The sequence below is a fragment of the Halorientalis brevis genome (assembly GCF_023077655.1).
The window spans coordinates 48,450-64,755 of the sequence record NZ_JALLGV010000004.1 but is presented as its reverse complement, the minus strand read 5'-3'; the positions used below and the strand labels follow the sequence as shown (position 1 = coordinate 64,755).

The window sequence follows — 16,306 nt, the reverse complement described above, 5'->3', positions numbered from 1 at the left end:
GCTGAACCCCGCAAGGAAGCCGAAATAATCCCCTTGTGGGAACGACAGGATTGCGAGCATATGTGTGTCATCGCGGAGTTCACGCTTCCGCACCGGGCGTTTGCGCTCGCCGAAACGTTTTCGCAGGTACCGGGCTTGGTACTGGAAGCCGAACGGACGGTCGCACACGCGTCCGGCAGTTCGATCCCGTTCCTCTGGGCGGTCGGGACGGCGATCGACGTCGAGCGAGAACTCGACGCCGATCCGACGACCCGCCGCGTCGCGTGTCGGGCGACGTCCGGGTCCGGTGCGCTCTACGAGATCGAGTGGGTTCCCGCGGTCGAACGCCGCATCGGGACGCTCATCGATGCGGACGTCACGGTGCTGACGCTGGTCGGCCGTGCGACCGGGTGGACCTTCAGGGTCCGAGCCACCGACCACGAGACGCTGGCGGCCTACCGGAATCGACTCCGCGAAGCGACCTGCTCGGTGACGCTCGACCGGCTCCGCACGCCCGAGTCGCCGGTCGCCGACGGCCAGTTTCTGCTCACGGACAAACAGCGCGAGGCGCTCGTCGCCGCCCAGCAGCTCGGGTACTTCGACGTTCCTCGCGAGACGACGCTGTCCGAACTGGCCGACGAACTCGGCATCTCACAGCAAGCGCTGTCGAAACGGCTGAGACGCGCACAGCAGACGATCACGCGCGAAACGCTCGCTGGTGGACGAAAACAGCAGCAACCGGCATCGATCGGTCGGTAACGCCGCGCGGGCGCGACCGACCAGTCGTCGGCGATCGGTTCTGGCTCCGTCGTGTCACACGCGCCGGATTCTACCCGCTCAGCACTCCGACCAGCCGCAGGACTCGCAGTGCTTGCAGCCTTCGGAGTAGTACAGCGTCATCGCACCACACTCGGGACACTCCGGGCTCTCGCCGCTGGCGATGAGGTCCTGGGTGGCGTCTTCTTTGGCGCCGGCACCGCCGGCACTCGCTGTCGCACCGCCGGGACCGCCGTCGGGTTCGGGCGCGCCGGAGCCGGTGTTCGTCGCGGCGTCGGCGTTCGGGTCTTCGGCGACCTCGGTCGCGGTCTCGTCGAGAGTCTGTTGCTTGGGGTAGGGCTTGTCGACCTCGTCGTCGAGGTAGCGGCGCATCGCCGTACCGATGGCGTCCGGGATGGACTGGATCTGCTCGCCCTTGTCCCAGGCGACTTTCGGCGATCGGGTGCCCTGGAGTTCGTCGACGATCTCGACCGGATCGACGCCCGAGCGGAGCGCCGTCGAGATGACCTTCGCCAGCGCCTCGGTGAAGGAGTTGGTGAAGCCGCCGGAGTGACCGATGTTCGCGAACAGCTCGAACGGCTCGCCCGTCGCGGGGTCCTCGTTGATGGTGACGTACACCTTGCCGTAGCCGGTGTCGATGCGCTGGGAGACGCCCCGGAGTGCGGCCGGTCGCGAGCGCTTCTCGGCGTACTTGGCCGCCTCGAAGTCGAACAGGTCCTCGACCTCGGTGTCGACCTCGGCCCGGACGCCCTCGTGTTCGAGGAACTCCTCGAAGCTGCCGAAGATGTCCTCGATCTGCTCGGTGAGGACCTCGGCGGCCTCGTCTTCGTCCATCTCGGAGAACTCGGCGTTGTCGGCGCGCGTCGTCAGCACCTGCTTCGAGCGGGTGCCGTCGCGGTAGTAGGTGACGCCTTTGCCGCCGTGTTCGTAGATGTACTCGAACACGTCCGCGGCGTCCTCGACCGAGGAGTCGTTGGGCGCGTTGACCGTCTTCGAGATGGCCGAGTCGACGCCCTCCTGGCAGGCACACTGGATGGCTGCGTGCTGCTTGGCCGTGAGGTCGCCGGTCGTGACGAACAGTTCGCCGATGGCGTCCGGCACCGTTTCGAGGCCTTCCAGGCCGTCGAACTCGTTGTTGGCCATCTGCTCCTGGGCCTCTTCCTTGACGGCCTCGACGTCTAAGTCGTTGGCCTCCAGCGTCCGGAGGAAGTAGTCGTCGAACTCGACGAGCATCTCGTCGCCCTGGACGTCGTCGGAGACGTTCTTGTAGTAGGCGACGTTGTAGATGGGCTCACAGCCGCCGGTGGTGTTGCCGACCATCGAGGTCGTGCCGGTCGGTGCGATGGTGGTCGTGTTGTGGTTGCGGACCGGGAAGCCGTCCGCCCAGTCGTCGGCGTCCAGGCCGGTCTGTTTCTCGAACCACTCGCGGTACTCCGTGGGGTCGGCGTACTTCGAGTTGTCCCACTCGTCGAAGACGTCGCGCTCTTCGGCGAGTTCGTGGGACGCCCACTTCGAGCCGTGGTTGATGTGGGTCATGACCTGCCGGGCGACCTCGTTGGAGGCCTCGCTGCCGTACTCCATGCCGAGCTGGATGTACAGCTGCGCCAGACCCATGATGCCCAGGCCGATCTTGCGCATCTCGCGGACCTTCTGTTCGATCTTGGGCACCGGGAAGTCCGACATGGTGACGACGTTCTCGAGGAAGCGCGTCCCCATCTCGATGCGGTGGTCGAACTCCTCGAAGTCGATGGCCTCCTCCAAGAAGGCGTCGACGGCGGCCTCGATGGAGTCGTACTCGTCGCCGTGCTCGTCGTACCAGACGCGCCAGTCCGGCCCCTCCTGAGCGGCGAGCGTCGAGAGGTTGATGTGACCGAGGTTGCAGGCCTCGTACTCTTCGAGGGGCTGCTCGCCACAGGGGTTCGTCGCGAGGATCTGGTGGTCCGGGTGCTTCTCCACGTCGAAGGAGTGCTGTTTGTTGATGCGTTCGAGGAAGACGATGCCCGGTTCGCCGTTCTCGTGGGCGCCCTCGACGATACGCTGCCAGACCTCGTTGGCGGGGACCGAGAGGACCTCGCCGACCTCGACGTACTCGCCGAGGTCGAACATCTCGTACAGTTCCTTGGTCTCCTCGGTGGCGACGTGGGGCTCCTCGGTGCGCGGGTTGGTGAACGTGAACTCCTCGTCGTTCTGGACTGCTTCCATGAACCGGTCGGTGACGCCGACCGAGATGTTGAAGTTCGAGAGGTGGCCCTCGACGGCGTTGCGGAGGTGCTTGGGCACCTTGCCGTCGTCGTCGATGAGTTCGCGGGCCTCGTCCAGGGCGTCCGCGAAGGACGTGTGGGTGTAGTCGTCGGGGTCGTTGAGGCGCAGCGAGTGTGCGAGCGAGACGTCCTTGTTCTTGGCGTGGATGAACTGGATGACGTCCGGGTGGGAGACGCGCATGACGCCCATCTGGGCGCCCCGACGAGCGCCACCCTGTGCGATCGTCTCACACATCTGATCGTACGTCCGCATGAAGGTGATCGGCCCGGAGGCGATGCCACCGGTCGAGCCGACGGCGTCGCCGTACGGGCGCAGCTTCCAGAAGGCGTACCCCATCCCACCGCCGCTCTGGAACACCTGCGCGGCCTCCTTGGCGGTCTGGTGAATGTCGTCGATGTCGTCGGCCGGGGAGTCGACGAAACAGGCCGACAGCTGCTGTAGTTCGTCGCCCGCGTTCATGAGCGTCGGCGAATTTGGCATGAAAGCGAGGCGCTCCATCAGGTTCTGGAACTCCTCGGCGGTGTCCTCGACGTGTTCCTTGATGTCCGCGGGGAGTTCGGGGACCAGCGTGTCGTAGGCGAACTTGTTGACGTTGTAGATAGAGAGCGTCGTCTCTGCGTCGTCGTCCGCGGCGACGCCCTTGCCGAACACTTCCGCGGCGAGCTCGTCGCGGCGCGGGTGGTCGGGCTTGAGCTGGTCGGGCGTGACCGTGATCTGTTCGTCCCGTTTGTCGGCTTCGTAGACCGCCTCGGCGAGGGCGATGTTCTTCGCGACGCGGTCGAACAGATCCTCCTGTTCTTCGATGAGATTGCCGTCCGCGTTCTTCCGCAGATAGCGCGCGGGCAGAATGTTGTGATAGGCGTTCCCCGTCAATCGCTCTTCGAGCGTGTCCCCCTCCGTCCGCTTGATCGGGAGTGTTACTTCGTCGACCGTCAGTTCGTTCCGACTCATAGTGGCTCCTCCGTTGCTGCCTGGCGTACGATACTCTGGTGATATGTGGGCCTCAGACCTGTCATCTCTGGCGGAATTCGTGTACTCATTGATCGCTAAATAACCCTTCTCTTTGGGTTGCTCTACCGGCTCGACACAGTTGTCACTGTTCTGTAAGTCCGTACTCGCAAATGGCCATCTGCGGGCCTGTTGTCTACGCTGGATAGCAACGTGACGGCCCGTCTTAATGCCTACCAGACCGAAGTGAAAGTGAAACAACCGACGACAGAATCGACAGACGTGGCGTGGGAGTCCAGTGGAAATCGTCGGGGGTTCGACCGCGATTTGTGCGCCCGCGACGACAGGTCCGACTCGTCGTGCGCCGATGGCGACTGAACGTCTCAAAACCCGTAGACGTCGCAGGGATTGCGGCGGTCGAGGCGCCGACTGTCGGCGGGCGAGCGATCGACTTCGCGACCCGAGAGAAGGAGCGCTTCGACGGCGCGGTTCGCTCGGCCAGCAGCGTTTATGTCCCAAGACTACCACATTCGAGTATGGTCGCGTTGCAACTCAGCCAGATGCTCTCGATGCCGGAACTCGTCGTGGGGCTGGTCGCCCTCGTCGGCGTCGTCATGCTCGTCCGATTCCTGATCGGCCTGGCTATCAAGGTCGCCATCGTCGGGCTGGTCGTTCTCGGGACGATGCTGGTGCTGAATCAGGTTCTCGGTCTCGGACTGCCCGGGATCGAAACGCTGCTGGCCGCCGGCTGATCGCGCGCGCCGGCTCAGACGGCGTCGACGAAGTTCGCGATGACGTCGTGACCGACGGCCGTCAGGACCGACTCGGGATGGAACTGCACGCACTCGATCGGATACTCGCGATGGCGGACGCCCATCACGAGGTCGTTCCCGTCGCTCTCGCAGGTGGCGCTCACCTCGTAACAGTCCGGAACGCGCGTCGCGACGAGCGAGTGATAGCGTCCGGCCTGGAAGCCCTGGTCCAGTCCCGCGAAGACGCCCTCGCCGTCGTGCTGGATGGCGAATGCCTTCCCGTGGACTGGCTCGGGCGCACGCCCGACCTCCCCGCCGTAGGCGTACACTGCGGCCTCCAGGCCGAGACAGACGCCGAGCGTCGGGATTTCGGGACTCAGTTCGTCGAGGACGTCCATCGTCACGCCCACGTCGCGGCTGTTTTTCGGATGGCCGGGGCCGGGGCTGATGATGATCGCGTCGGGGTCGACCTCGCGAACGTCGGCGAGCGAGGCCGTGTTCCGGAGGACTTCGGTCTCGGCGTGCTCGCTCGTGTACTCGACGAGGTTGTAGGTGAACGAGTCGAAGTTGTCGACGAACAGCACTCGTTTCTCCTCGCTGTCGGTCGCGGCGTCGGTGACGTGGGCGGTCATCGCTGCACCTCCTCGGCACCGGCCGCCCGATCCGGGGCGGGTTCGCTGTCGGCGCTCACGTCCACGTCGGCGATGCGGTCCAGCGCCGTGAGGACGCCGTTCATCTTCTTCTCCGTCTCGAAGTACTCGCTCGCGGGGTCGCTGTCGGCGACGATCCCCGCGCCGGCCTGGACCGTGATGCGGTCCGCGTCGCCGGCCAGGTCGTCGGTGTAGGGGCCGTCTCCGCTCTCGACCGTCGCCGTTCGGATGACGATGGCGAAGTCGGCGTCGCCGGTCCAGGAGTAGTAGCCCACGCCGCCGCCGTACAGACCGCGGGGCGAGCGTTCCAGGTCGTCGATGATCTCCATCGCCCTGATCTTCGGTGCGCCCGAGAGCGTTCCCGCCGGGAACGACGCCCGCGTCGCGTCGAACGGGTCCGAGTCGGCGGCCAGCGAGCCCGTGACGGTGGACTCGATGTGCTGGACGTGCGAGTACTTCAGCACGTTCATGAACTCCTCGACGCGGACGCTCCCCGGTTCGGATACGCGCCGCACGTCGTTGCGTGCGAGGTCGACCAGCATCGTGTGTTCGGCGCGTTCCTTCCCGTCTGCGAGCATCTCGCCGGCCAGCCGGCGGTCCTCGACCGGGCTCGATCCGCGGTCGCAGGTGCCCGCGATGGGGTTGGACATCACGTCCCGCCCGCGCACGGAGATGAGCGTCTCCGGACTCGCTCCGACGACCGTCATCCCGTCGTATCCCAGGAGGTACATGTACGGCGAGGGGTTGACCGCGCGCAGCGCCTCGTAGAACCCGAGCGGATCGACGTCGCCGTACAGCTCGCGTTTCCGGGAGATGACGCCCTGGTAGATGTCGCCGTCGAGGACGTGCTCTTTGGCGGTGCGGACGGCGTCCTCGTACTCCTCGCGCGGGCCGGCCGTGTCGCGCTCGTGGGCGAAGCCGCCTGTCTCGACGCGCACGTCTCCTGCGAGAAGGTCGGCGACGCGGTCCGCTTCCGCACGCAGTTCGTCGTACCGGTCGCCGGCGTCCTCGCCCGGCGTCAGGAGGGGCGTGAACACGAGCGAGACGGTGTCGTCGATGTCGTCGAAGACGAGCGTCCTGGTGTTCAGGACGAACTGAGCGTCCGGAAATCGGGAGTCCGGGTGGTCGAGGCCGACCTCGTCGAGCCAGAGGTCGTACACGGCGTCGTAGGAGAGAAAGCCCACGAGTCCGCCGTCGAGGTGCTGGCGGTCCTCGCCGTTGAACCCCCGGAGCGTCGCGTCCGGGAGCGCCCCGCGCAGACTGTCGACGGTGTCGCCGTCTCGGTCCGGCGTCACGTAATCGGCGTAGCGGTCGTCGAACGTCTCGACCGTGGTCTCGTCGGCGTCGACCGTCACGACGGCCTCGGGGTCGTACCCGACGAACGAGTAGCGGGCGTGGCGTTCCTCCATCGAGGGTGCGAACGCTCCGTCGGGGTCGCTGGAGGCGACCTTCTCGGCGCTTTCCAGCAGGAACGCGTAGGGAGCGGGGTCGGCCTCGGCTGTGCGCCCGGTCAGCGCGGCGTACGCCGAGAGCGGTTCGACGTCCACGTCGAGGTCCGCGGCGACGCGCACGACGGCCGGTCGCTCGCCTTCGCTTCGTGCCTCGTCTCCCAGCTCGACGAACTCCTCGCGCGACGTGTCCATCATGCTTCCACCCGGGCGCGCGTGGCCCGCTCGACGAACGCCTGTACTGCCGCCTGGTCTTTCACGCCGCCCTCCTGCTCAACCCCGCTCGCCACGTCCACTGCGAACGGTTCGACCGTCTCGACTGCCGCGGCGACGTTGTCCGGCGTCAGCCCTCCCGCCAGCACGACAGGCACGTCGAGGTCGGTGACGAGTTCGCGCGTGCGATCCCAGTCGTGCGTCTCGCCCGTCCCGCCACCGCCCTGTTCGTCCACGGAGTCGACGAGCAGTGCGTCGGCCGCCGCGGCGTACGCCTCGATCGAGTCGCTCTCAGCGTCGATCGCTGCAATCACCTTCGAGGGCACGTCCCGCCCGACCGCAGCGATCTCGTCTGGGTCGAGGGTGCCGTGGAGCTGGACGGCGTCGGGCTCGACGGCTTCGACCAGTTCGACAGCGCGCGCGACCGTCTCGGGCATGGTGACCAGAACGCCCGTGACGAACGGCGGGACAGCAGCGATCAGGTCCGCTGCGCGGTCGACCGAGACCTCTCGCGGCGTGTCGACCGACACGGCCGCGGTGACTCCGACCGCGTCCGCGCCCGCGTCCACGACCGCGTCGAGGTCCGTCTCGCGCGTGATCCCACAGATCTTCGTCCGCGTCATGCCTGCCCCGAACACAACTCGGCGAGCTGCTCGGCGGCGCTCCCGGAGTCGATCGCCTGCTGCGCGACCTCGACGCCCTCGCGATGCGAGTCCGCCTCGCCGGAGAGGTAGATCGCCGCCCCGGCGTTCGCGAGGATGATGTCCTGTTTCGGCCCGTTCACGTCGCCCTCGACGATCCCACGGAGGTCGGCCGCGTTCTCCTCGGGCGTGCCGCCCGCGACGGCCTCGATGCTGGCCCGTTCGAGGTTCAGATCCGCCGGTTCGATGGTGTACTCTTCGACGTCGGTCCCCTGGACTTCCGCGACGGTCGTCTCGTCGTGGATAGTGATCTCGTCCAGTCCGGAGCCGTGGACGACCATGGCGTGCTCGACGGGCATGTGTTTCAGCGCGTTGGCGATGAGCGGCACCAGGTCGGGGTCGTACACGCCGAGTACCTGCGCGTCTGCGCCCGCGGGGTTCGTCAGCGGCCCGAGAATGTTGAAGATGGTCCGCATGCCGAGCTCCTTCCGCGGCCCGATGACCGCCTTCATCGCCGGGTGGAACACCGGCGCGAGCATGAACCCGATCCCGCTGCTCTCGATCGCGTCCTCGACTGCCGGCGGTTCGGCCTCGACGTTGACGCCGGCGACTTCCAGGACGTCCGCGCTCCCGGACGACGAGGACACCGAGTAGTTGCCGTGCTTGGCGATGGGAACCCCTGCCCCGCTGGCGACGATGGCGCTCGTCGTCGAGACGTTGATCGTGTTGTAGTCGTCGCCACCGGTGCCGCAGGTGTCCACCAGCGGCGTCCGCTCCGGTTCGATTGTTCGTGCAGCTGCGCGCATCCCCTGTGCGAACCCGGCGATCTCGGTCTCGGTCTCGCCTTTGGCTCGCAGCGCCGACAGCAGCGCCCCGATCTGTGCCTCCGTCGCCCCCTCGAAGACGAGCGTCGCCGCCTCCCGCGCCTCTTCGAGCGTGAGATCCTCGCCCTCTGTCACTCGTTCTATGTAGTCCTGCATTGTGGTCACCAATGAACTAGTCTGTGTTACGATGTACAAATCCGTACATCAACTTAATCCCTTCGGACCACCTTTTTTCATGGGGGCATCGCGCTCGCCGCAGGCGAGCGCTCAACCCCCATCAAAAAATCTGGACCAAAAAAGCGCGAGCGACAAAGTCGCTCGCGTACAAACAAACCCGCAATTCCTGACTACACCTCTTCCATGGTCCTGATTGGCAGACGGCACGCCGATGACGAATCCGAAACCTTCAATTACCACTGCCGATTACGCTTGAGTGCAAGCAGCAAGGGTTCGTGGTCTAGACTGGTTACGACACCTCCTTGACATGGAGGAGGCCGACGGTTCAAATCCGTCCGAACCCATCTCGTAATTTTCTTTACATTTCCAGCCCGTTAGATGGGGAGTTGTTATTCGAGGCTATTGGCCTCCTCACTGGGTTCTACAGTTGTTCCCGGTGCATCAGGATAGTGTGTGCGGCAGACAGTTGTCAGATTTCGTAGTACGTGAGCATCTGCTGGTGGCTTATCCCATGCGGCAAATGCCCTCACTGGGACTTTGTGATGGACTTCGAGTCCGCGACCAAATCGGCGAACGTGTTCTTCGTCACTGATTCCACACACTGTACATTGGTAACTATCACGTTCGAGTGCTTTCTCCCGTTGTTTAAACCAGGTCGTCGAATAGTATCCCTCCGTCTCAGTTTGATATCCGTTACCCCAGCAGGCCATCGAGCAATACTGGGTGTCCAGCGACGCTCGCCGTTCGAACGTTTCCTCACATGATGGACATGTCATTTGGATCTGTCTACTACGCTGTCCGTTTGCACAGTCGTTCGAACAGTATTCGCCATCGCGAACCGAGGGATAATATCGAAACGGATCACCGCACTCCGCACAATGAGTCCGTTTCAGTGATCCCCCATCCGTGATGCCGTGACGACCCAACCAATGGCAGATTGTGGTTTTTGCGACATCACATTCCGCAGCGATATCATCTTGATGGCGACCCTCACTTACATACTGGTCGTAAAGCCAGTCACGTTTCTTGTACCGAGGTTTACGGCTGATTTCGTGTCTATCGAGCCATCGTCTGATCGTGCTTGGAGAGACACCACATGATTCCGCGATCTCGTTCGAGGAACGTCGACGTTCGATATATTGTTCGGCGAGCCACTCACGGCGAGTATACAGTGGTTCACGTTCAATATCGTGACGTTCGAGCCACCGCCTTATCGTCACAGATGTAACATCACAAAGATTTGCGATCTCCTCTAACGTCTTTCCTTGTTCCACATACTGCTCTAAGAGGAACTCGGGATTGCGATACCGACGATTGGTACCACCATCACAAACGATGCGTGAGTCAAAGTTTTGCCTCTCAAGATTCTTTCTCGACATGCTTCTCAGACCCGAGAAGCGCGGTCGCCTGTGCCAGCAGGCGGCCACTTTCTCGTGACCCCAGGACCACACTCCTCACCTTTTCGTACGTAAAGTCACGCAAAGGATTTTACTATATGTCTACTGCAATAGTAAACAATCAATCAGTGAACCCAAACCGGTAAAACGGATTGCGCTCATCGGTGAGAACGTAACAGTGCCGGTTGACCTCACGGCTGCCGACGACGCAATTCTCGATCTCTTAGCCGAGGGGCGGTGTACAGTCGGGTATCTTGCTGACGAGACGACCTACTCCCGTCAGCACATTCACAACCGGCTCAACGTTCTTCTCGCAGCTGATTACGTGCAGAAATTTCACGACCCAACAGGGCTCTACGAACTCCGCGACGATCCTCGGTGATTCCGATATTGTCCTGGTCGCAACTGGTCACGCAGTCCCTTCCTCGGTCGTTCCCGACGACGACAGCGGCACGTACTCGCCGCCCAGCAGCGCCCGTTCGAGCGAGAGGACGCCGGGACCGCTCAGCACGAGCGAAACCGACGCGAGTGCGAGCAGCAACGTGAACTCGTAGCCCCCGTCCGAGACGGCGAAGCCGTTGGGGAGGTGGACGAGCAGCGTGGCGACGACCATGTCGCCCGCGATGAACACGGCCGCGTACCGGACGAACAGGCCGACGAGCAACAGCACACCACCCACCAGCTCGACCAGCGTCACGAACCAGGCCGTCACGAGGGCGAGCGGAACCCCGAGCGACGCGAGGAACCCGGCGAACCCGGCGACGCCGTCGGGGGATGCGAGGGGTCCTACGCCGAGTTTCCCCAGCCCGTGGATGGTCATGATCGTCCCGATACCGATGCGGAGGGGCAGCGGCACCCACGACGAACGAGTAGATAGCATCGTACACGCGCGAATCGGTCAGACGGAGCAACGGTGTTTCGGCGACGTAGTGTCGATTAGTAGCACAGTCGCTGCGACCAATCCATCGGATGGCTATCGGTGCGTCCCCAGCGGGACCTGGCGGTTGGCGGGAACAGAGTCTCGACTGATCGTGGACTGAAAGGATAAGAAGACGAACGGAACCACCCGCGGAAGCAGCGTCACTCTTCTGCGACGGGCGACACTGTCGCCTGCTCGGCGGCCGAGGGGCCGGCGAGCCGACGTTCGAGTTCGTCGAGATGGTCCGTGATGCTGTAGACGTCGTCACCAGTCGTGCACGGGGCGACCTGTTCGAGTTCGCTGCCGTGGTACTCGGCGAGCCCCATCTTCGGGAGCACGATCTTGGTATGGTCCTCGCCGGTGATCGACGAGGACTGCTCGTGGGTCTGGTAGAACGACTCCAGCGTGGTGTTCTCGGCTAGCGCCCACTGCTTGAATTCCGCGATCCGGTTCAGGATGAACTGCCCCTGGTCCGTGTCCGCGGCTCTGGTCGTCGGGTCGATCTGTTTGCCCCAAACCTTCACGTAGAAGTCGTCGATGTGGCCCTCGTCCTCGAGGCGCTGGAGGCGTTCGAGAACCGCTTCCTGACGGGCCCGTGCACCAGATGGTGACAGTGTCCGTACGTAAAGTTCGAGACGAATCGAATCGGAGTTCGTAGTTGCTTCCATGGGTTTCCCCTCCCATCAGTAGATGGTCGCTGATCTCCCTAAAGCGTTGCTTTAATAGATATAATACCACATAGGACCCCTTTCACTGATATAATGTCACGCAGGCCGCGAAAACTCGCTACAATGTAAGAACTCTACCTGGAATAAATAAACATACCGATCCGACAGAACGAGTACGGAAACCAACTTATGTTTCTGCAGTTGACTGTTCGGAATCTCTGGACGTTGGTTGATCGAGGAGTTGCTGGAGAGTTTCGTGTGTGCCGACGACCATGGCGGGGACGACGAGCATGAAGATGTGTTCCTCGATGGGGATGCCCAGCAGTTCGATCCCCGTCCGTAGCGGAATGACGAAGACGCCGACTTCGAGGGTGTACCAGTCCCAGAGGTACGCGAAGGGGTAGAGGACGGCAGTCGTTCGGAGCGCCTCCCTGGCAACGCCGGCGTACGTCACCAGGACGATGGCGACGGTTCCCCAGAGCAGTTCAGTCACCAGGTAGGTGTACCGACCGAAGACGGTGATGTCCGGAAGCACAGGCAGAATACGGGCTCTGGCTGGAAATTGGTACCGCTAAGTTTGATTACCCCCCGCGACCAAGCCACGAGGAGAGATTACGATGGATATTGCCGAGATCGCGACAAGTGATTTTATAGAAGTTGATACCGGCGAGCGACTGGCGAAAGTCCGCTCTATCTTCGAGCGCAAGAACCCCCGAGGCATCATCGTCACGGACGACGGCGAGTACGCCGGCGTCATCGGGAAGCGCCAGCTCGTCCAGTCGCACGTCAACGACGACATGAAAGCCGAGTCGATGCTCGTCTCGGCGCCGAACGTCGAGCGCACCGACGACGTGCGCGAGGTCGCCCGCGTCCTCGTCGAGGGCGGGACGAAGATCGCACCGGTGTTCGAGGCCGGCGATCTGTGGGGAATCGTCACGACGAACGAGATTCTCGACGCCGTCCTCGAAAACCTGGACGCCATCGACGTCGAAGACATCTACACGGAGAGCGTCATCACCGTCGAGGAGGACACGCACATCGGGCAGGCCATCAACCTCCTGCGCGAACACAGCATCTCGCGCGTACCGGTCCTGAACGAAGACGGGAACCTCTCCGGGATGACGACGACCCACGACATCGTCGACATCGTCGTCCGCGACGTGGACAAAGCCACCACCGGCGACCGCGCCGGTGACATCGAGCGCATCCTCGACATCCCGGTCTACGACGTGATGTCCAGTCCCGTCTCGACGACGACGCTGGCCGAGTCAGTCAAGACCGCCGTCGAGCGGATGCTCGAGAACGACTTCAACGGACTGGTCGTGACCCCCGAGGACAACGACAGTGAGGTCGTCGGCATCCTCACCAAGACCGACGTGCTCCGGGCGCTCACGTACACCGAGGAAGAGCACATGGACGTCCAGATCACGAACATCAACCTCCTGGACACGATCGTCCGCGAGGACATCCGGACGGACATCGAGGAGGTCGTCGACAAGTACCAGGACATGCAGGTCCGCCACTCGCACGTCCGGTTCCACGAGCACAAGGAGAAACTCCGCGGGACCCCGCTCATCCAGTGTCAGATCCGCCTCCGGACGACCGAGGGCCAGATCGCCGGCTCTGGCGAGGGCTACGGCGCCGAACAGGCGTTCAACGTCGCGCTCGACAAACTCGAACGGAACGTCCTCGAACTGAAGAACGTCCGCTCCGACGAGGAGTACCGCGGTCAGCTACTGCGCAAACTCGCCCAGCTATAGGACACACGGCCGAGCGCGTGCGGGTTCCACCGTCGACTTGGTGGCTCCCGCTTCCACTATTGTCTCTATATAGTGATCTGTCAGTTATTGCTTCTCAATTCCCGAATAGAGGGTTGATAATAGAAATTTACGTTCGATAACTGGCGGAATACGTTTAACTCGATGTGTCTTCGCTCTCCGAACAATGGGGCCCAACGGTGACGCCGGTGAGTGGCTAGCAAAATTCGACAGGATACTTCCCGTGTCGGTCCGGGAGAGTTACTTCCGGAAGTTCCTCTTCGGTCTCGGATGTGTTGCACTGCTCACGTGTCTCATCGGCTTGTACACCTACGTGGCGGTCGGACAGGCCGTCACGACGGACACGAACGCCGAGTTACAGACGGTCGCGAGTTCGAAGGCGACCCAACTCGAGCAGTGGCATACGCAGCGCGAACTCCTCACGCGCATGCTGTCGCGGTCCGGCGACCTGTCGGACGGTGACGTCTCCACGATCAGTCCCTTACTCGACGCCAAGAAGGCGCATTTTCCGTCCGACATCCACAACATCCACTACGTCAACGAGAGTTCCGACACGATCCTCGCGTCCACGTCACCGATCCTCGAAGGGCAGACCGTCGAGGACGCGGCAGCCCCGTGGGCTGGTGAATCGCTGACGTTTATAAACGAATCGTCGGTGCTGGTCAGCGAGCCCTACGCCGGCGGGAGCGGCCAGCCCGTCATCGCGTTCATCAGCCCGGTGCCGCAGTCCGGTGACCGTGTCATCGTCATCACCGTCTCGCTCCGGGCGGTGGCGGACACCCTGGAGACGTCCGTCCAGGACGGGCGGACGATGGTCGTCAACGGCGACAACACGGTCGTCTTCGACCAGGCGGGGACGGCGACCATGGACGCGTACGGCAACGGGACCGAACCCCCGGTGACCGTCGTCCGGGGGCTCAACCGGACGACCGGCGTCGCGACGCAGGGGACGAACGCGACGGCCAACGGGACCCTCGTCGCGTACGCACCGGTGAACAAGTCGAGTTGGGCGCTGCTCGTCCGGGCGCCGACGGGCAGCGCCTACGCGCTGCGCTCGCTCGTCACCACGCATCTGGGCGTCTTGCTCGGCGTGATGTTGCTCGGACTGACGCTCATCGGGCTGACGCTCGGGCGTAATACCGCTCGTCAACTCAGTGCCCTTGCGACGAACGCCCGGACCATCGCCAGGGGGAACGTCGACGTGGCGATCGAAGCCACCGATCGGGAGGACGAGGTCGGCGACGTCGTCGATTCGTTCCAGGAGACCCAGTCGTACCTCTCGACGGTCTCCCAGCAGGCCGAAGCGCTCGCGAGACAGGAGTTCGACGCGCCCGTCATCGACGAGGACGTCCCGGGTGGGCTCGGGCAGTCGCTGTCGACGATGGCGACCGATCTCGAAACGCTCATCGACGACCTCGAAGCCGCTCACGAGAACGCAGCCCAGTCCCGCGAGGAAGCGGAACGCCTCACCAGTCAACTCCAGCGGAAGGCAGACGAGTTTGCGGCCGTCATGGAGCGGGCAGCGGACGGGGACTTCACGCAGCGGCTCGACGCGGACGCCGAGAGCGAGGCGATGACCGAGATCGCCGACTCGTTCAACGCGATGCTCGCGGACCTGGAGACGACGATGGGCGACATTCAGGCGTTCGCGGCGTCGGTCGGGCACGCGAGCGACCGCGTCGTCGAGAGTGCGACCGACGTGGAAGCGGCGAGTCAGCAGGTCGCAGCCAACATCGACTCCATCGAAGACGGTGCGAGCGAGCAGTCCGACCGCCTCCAGGCGATCGCCAGCGAGATGAGCGACCTCTCGGCGACCGTCCAGGAGGTCGCTGCCTCGGCCGACGAGGCAGCGTCGGTGACCGGCGATGCGGCCGACGAGGGCGAGCGCGGGACGGCGCTGGCGACCGAGTCAGTCGAGACGCTGGATCGCATCCGGACGACCGCCGACGAGACCGTCGACGCCATCGAACAGCTCGAATCGGAGATGACGGCCATCGTCGAGGTGGTAGATCTCATCGACGACATCGCCGAGCAGACGAACGTGCTCGCGCTCAACGCGTCGATCGAGGCCGCTCGGGCCGGGGAAGCCGGCGAGGGCTTCGCCGTCGTCGCCAGCGAGGTCAAGGACCTGGCGACGGAGACGCGCGAGGCGACCGACGACATCGAGGCGCGCATCGAACGCGTCCAGCAGACGACCGACGCCACCGCGAGCGACGTCCGCGAGATGCAGACCTCGCTCGCCGACGGCATCGATACCATCGACGACGCGCTCTCCTCGCTGGAACGACTCGGTGACCACGTCCAGCGCGCGAACGAGAGCGTCCAGTCCATCAGCAGCGCGACCGACGAGCAGGCGAGTGCGAGCCAGGAAGTCGTCTCGATGGTCGAGAGCGTCACCTCGATCAGCGAGCGCACGGAGGACGACGCCGTCGGTGCGGCCGAGGCAGTGGCCCAACAGGACGCGCGGATCGACCACATCGCGGCGAGCGCCGACCAGTTGAACGCCGAAGCGAGCGATCTCACGAGCGAACTCGCCCGGTTCGAGACCGACGAGACGACGGATGCCGGTGCCGCTGGGAGTGACGTGACAGCCGGCGACGAGAAAATGCGGACGGAACCTGACCAAGAGTCGCACGCACTCTCCTCGCTCGAGGGGACGACCGACGACTGAGCCGGTTCCGACAACAGCCGGTGTCGCCCTGGGCATGACGATACTGACGATCTGATGGCCACTGACTGGCGGTGTCGTCTCTCTATACCGTTACGTCGGTCGGACGAATGGCAGCGACGCTGTTCGCTCACGGTCTCCCAGCAGTCGTCGGGGCCACGGGCTGCGCTGTGAGTCGTGGGCAGCGCGTGGCGCGGCGGAGCCG

The 16,306-nt window shown here is 63.8% G+C and carries 13 protein-coding genes and 1 tRNA gene; 6 read left to right on the top strand and 8 right to left on the bottom strand.

Going from position 1 to position 16,306, the window contains the following annotated elements; all coding sequences use genetic code 11:
- Positions 1 to 60 precede the first annotated feature (60 nt).
- On the top strand, positions 61 to 738 hold the full coding sequence (locus MU553_RS08490) for a helix-turn-helix domain-containing protein (protein ID WP_247377702.1): 678 nt from the start codon (positions 61 to 63) through the stop codon (positions 736 to 738).
- Positions 739 to 816: 78 nt separating this feature from the next.
- Here the strand turns inward: MU553_RS08490 and MU553_RS08485 are convergent, their stop codons facing one another.
- Positions 817 to 3,969, bottom strand: coding sequence for an adenosylcobalamin-dependent ribonucleoside-diphosphate reductase (locus tag MU553_RS08485; RefSeq protein ID WP_247377700.1), 3,153 nt, complete (start codon positions 3,967 to 3,969; stop codon positions 817 to 819).
- Positions 3,970 to 4,502: 533 nt separating this feature from the next.
- On the opposite strand from MU553_RS08485, the gene MU553_RS08480 reads away from it, so the two are divergent.
- Positions 4,503 to 4,718, top strand: coding sequence for a hypothetical protein (locus MU553_RS08480; protein ID WP_247377698.1), 216 nt, complete (start codon positions 4,503 to 4,505; stop codon positions 4,716 to 4,718).
- A gap of 14 nt (positions 4,719 to 4,732) precedes the next feature.
- On the opposite strand, the gene trpG is transcribed toward MU553_RS08480, so the two are convergent.
- From trpG to trpD, 4 genes are read right to left on the bottom strand one after another with little or no spacing between them, the layout of a single operon-like run.
- Positions 4,733 to 5,350, bottom strand: a complete 618-nt coding sequence (gene trpG, locus MU553_RS08475) for an anthranilate synthase component II (RefSeq protein ID WP_247377696.1) — start codon at positions 5,348 to 5,350, stop codon at positions 4,733 to 4,735.
- On the bottom strand, positions 5,347 to 7,014 hold the full coding sequence (trpE, locus tag MU553_RS08470; protein WP_247377693.1) for an anthranilate synthase component I: 1,668 nt from the start codon (positions 7,012 to 7,014) through the stop codon (positions 5,347 to 5,349). Before trpE ends, trpG begins: the two co-directional genes overlap by 4 nt.
- A complete protein-coding gene (locus MU553_RS08465) occupies positions 7,011 to 7,652 on the bottom strand; it encodes a phosphoribosylanthranilate isomerase (RefSeq protein ID WP_247377690.1) in 642 nt (213 codons plus the stop codon). Before MU553_RS08465 ends, trpE begins: the two co-directional genes overlap by 4 nt.
- Positions 7,649 to 8,650: an anthranilate phosphoribosyltransferase gene (gene trpD / locus MU553_RS08460; RefSeq protein WP_247377688.1), complete on the bottom strand. Its 1,002-nt coding sequence runs from the start codon at positions 8,648 to 8,650 to the stop codon at positions 7,649 to 7,651. The genes MU553_RS08465 and trpD overlap by 4 nt, the downstream gene beginning before the upstream one ends.
- A 290-nt stretch (positions 8,651 to 8,940) precedes the next feature.
- On the opposite strand from trpD, the gene MU553_RS08455 reads away from it, so the two are divergent.
- Together MU553_RS08455 and MU553_RS08450 are read left to right on the top strand one after the other, a co-directional pair.
- Positions 8,941 to 9,015 (top strand) — tRNA-Val (locus tag MU553_RS08455).
- A 1,231-nt stretch (positions 9,016 to 10,246) separates the two neighbouring features.
- The gene (locus MU553_RS08450) at positions 10,247 to 10,450 is read left to right on the top strand and encodes a winged helix-turn-helix domain-containing protein (protein WP_247377686.1); all 204 of its coding nucleotides are present in this window, start codon (positions 10,247 to 10,249) and stop codon (positions 10,448 to 10,450) included.
- Between the two features lie 27 nt (positions 10,451 to 10,477).
- Here the strand turns inward: MU553_RS08450 and MU553_RS08445 are convergent, their stop codons facing one another.
- The 3 genes from MU553_RS08445 to MU553_RS08435 all read right to left on the bottom strand — a co-directional run bounded on the left by MU553_RS08445 (position 10,478) and on the right by MU553_RS08435 (position 12,190).
- Positions 10,478 to 10,948 (bottom strand): DoxX family protein, encoded by a 471-nt coding sequence (locus MU553_RS08445; RefSeq protein ID WP_247377684.1) that lies wholly within the window; start codon positions 10,946 to 10,948, stop codon positions 10,478 to 10,480.
- A 200-nt stretch (positions 10,949 to 11,148) separates the two neighbouring features.
- Positions 11,149 to 11,655 (bottom strand): HTH domain-containing protein, encoded by a 507-nt coding sequence (locus MU553_RS08440; protein ID WP_247377682.1) that lies wholly within the window; start codon positions 11,653 to 11,655, stop codon positions 11,149 to 11,151.
- Positions 11,656 to 11,842: 187 nt separating this feature from the next.
- The gene (locus MU553_RS08435; protein WP_247377680.1) at positions 11,843 to 12,190 is read right to left on the bottom strand and encodes a lycopene cyclase domain-containing protein; all 348 of its coding nucleotides are present in this window, start codon (positions 12,188 to 12,190) and stop codon (positions 11,843 to 11,845) included.
- A gap of 82 nt (positions 12,191 to 12,272) precedes the next feature.
- On the opposite strand from MU553_RS08435, the gene MU553_RS08430 reads away from it, so the two are divergent.
- A complete protein-coding gene (locus MU553_RS08430) occupies positions 12,273 to 13,415 on the top strand; it encodes a CBS domain-containing protein (RefSeq protein ID WP_247377678.1) in 1,143 nt (380 codons plus the stop codon).
- A gap of 184 nt (positions 13,416 to 13,599) precedes the next feature.
- Positions 13,600 to 16,104 carry a methyl-accepting chemotaxis protein gene (locus MU553_RS08425; protein ID WP_247377676.1) on the top strand — a complete coding sequence of 835 codons (2,505 nt, stop codon included), beginning with the start codon at positions 13,600 to 13,602 and terminating at the stop codon, positions 16,102 to 16,104.
- The last annotated feature ends 202 nt before the right edge of the window (positions 16,105 to 16,306 follow it).

Bases quoted from the DNA above. Each gene is read 5' to 3' on its own strand.
- trpE (WP_247377693.1), bottom strand. From the start codon at position 7,014: ATGATGGACACGTCGCGCGAGGAGTTCGTCGAGCTGGGAGACGAGGCA.
- MU553_RS08440 (WP_247377682.1), bottom strand. From the start codon at position 11,655: ATGGAAGCAACTACGAACTCCGATTCGATTCGTCTCGAACTTTACGTA.
- trpD (WP_247377688.1), bottom strand. From the start codon at position 8,650: ATGCAGGACTACATAGAACGAGTGACAGAGGGCGAGGATCTCACGCTC.
- MU553_RS08465 (WP_247377690.1), bottom strand. From the start codon at position 7,652: ATGACGCGGACGAAGATCTGTGGGATCACGCGCGAGACGGACCTCGAC.
- MU553_RS08430 (WP_247377678.1), top strand. From the start codon at position 12,273: ATGGATATTGCCGAGATCGCGACAAGTGATTTTATAGAAGTTGATACC.
- MU553_RS08490 (WP_247377702.1), top strand. From the start codon at position 61: ATGTGTGTCATCGCGGAGTTCACGCTTCCGCACCGGGCGTTTGCGCTC.
- MU553_RS08485 (WP_247377700.1), bottom strand. From the start codon at position 3,969: ATGAGTCGGAACGAACTGACGGTCGACGAAGTAACACTCCCGATCAAG.
- MU553_RS08445 (WP_247377684.1), bottom strand. From the start codon at position 10,948: ATGCTATCTACTCGTTCGTCGTGGGTGCCGCTGCCCCTCCGCATCGGT.
- MU553_RS08425 (WP_247377676.1), top strand. From the start codon at position 13,600: ATGGGGCCCAACGGTGACGCCGGTGAGTGGCTAGCAAAATTCGACAGG.
- MU553_RS08480 (WP_247377698.1), top strand. From the start codon at position 4,503: ATGGTCGCGTTGCAACTCAGCCAGATGCTCTCGATGCCGGAACTCGTC.
- trpG (WP_247377696.1), bottom strand. From the start codon at position 5,350: ATGACCGCCCACGTCACCGACGCCGCGACCGACAGCGAGGAGAAACGA.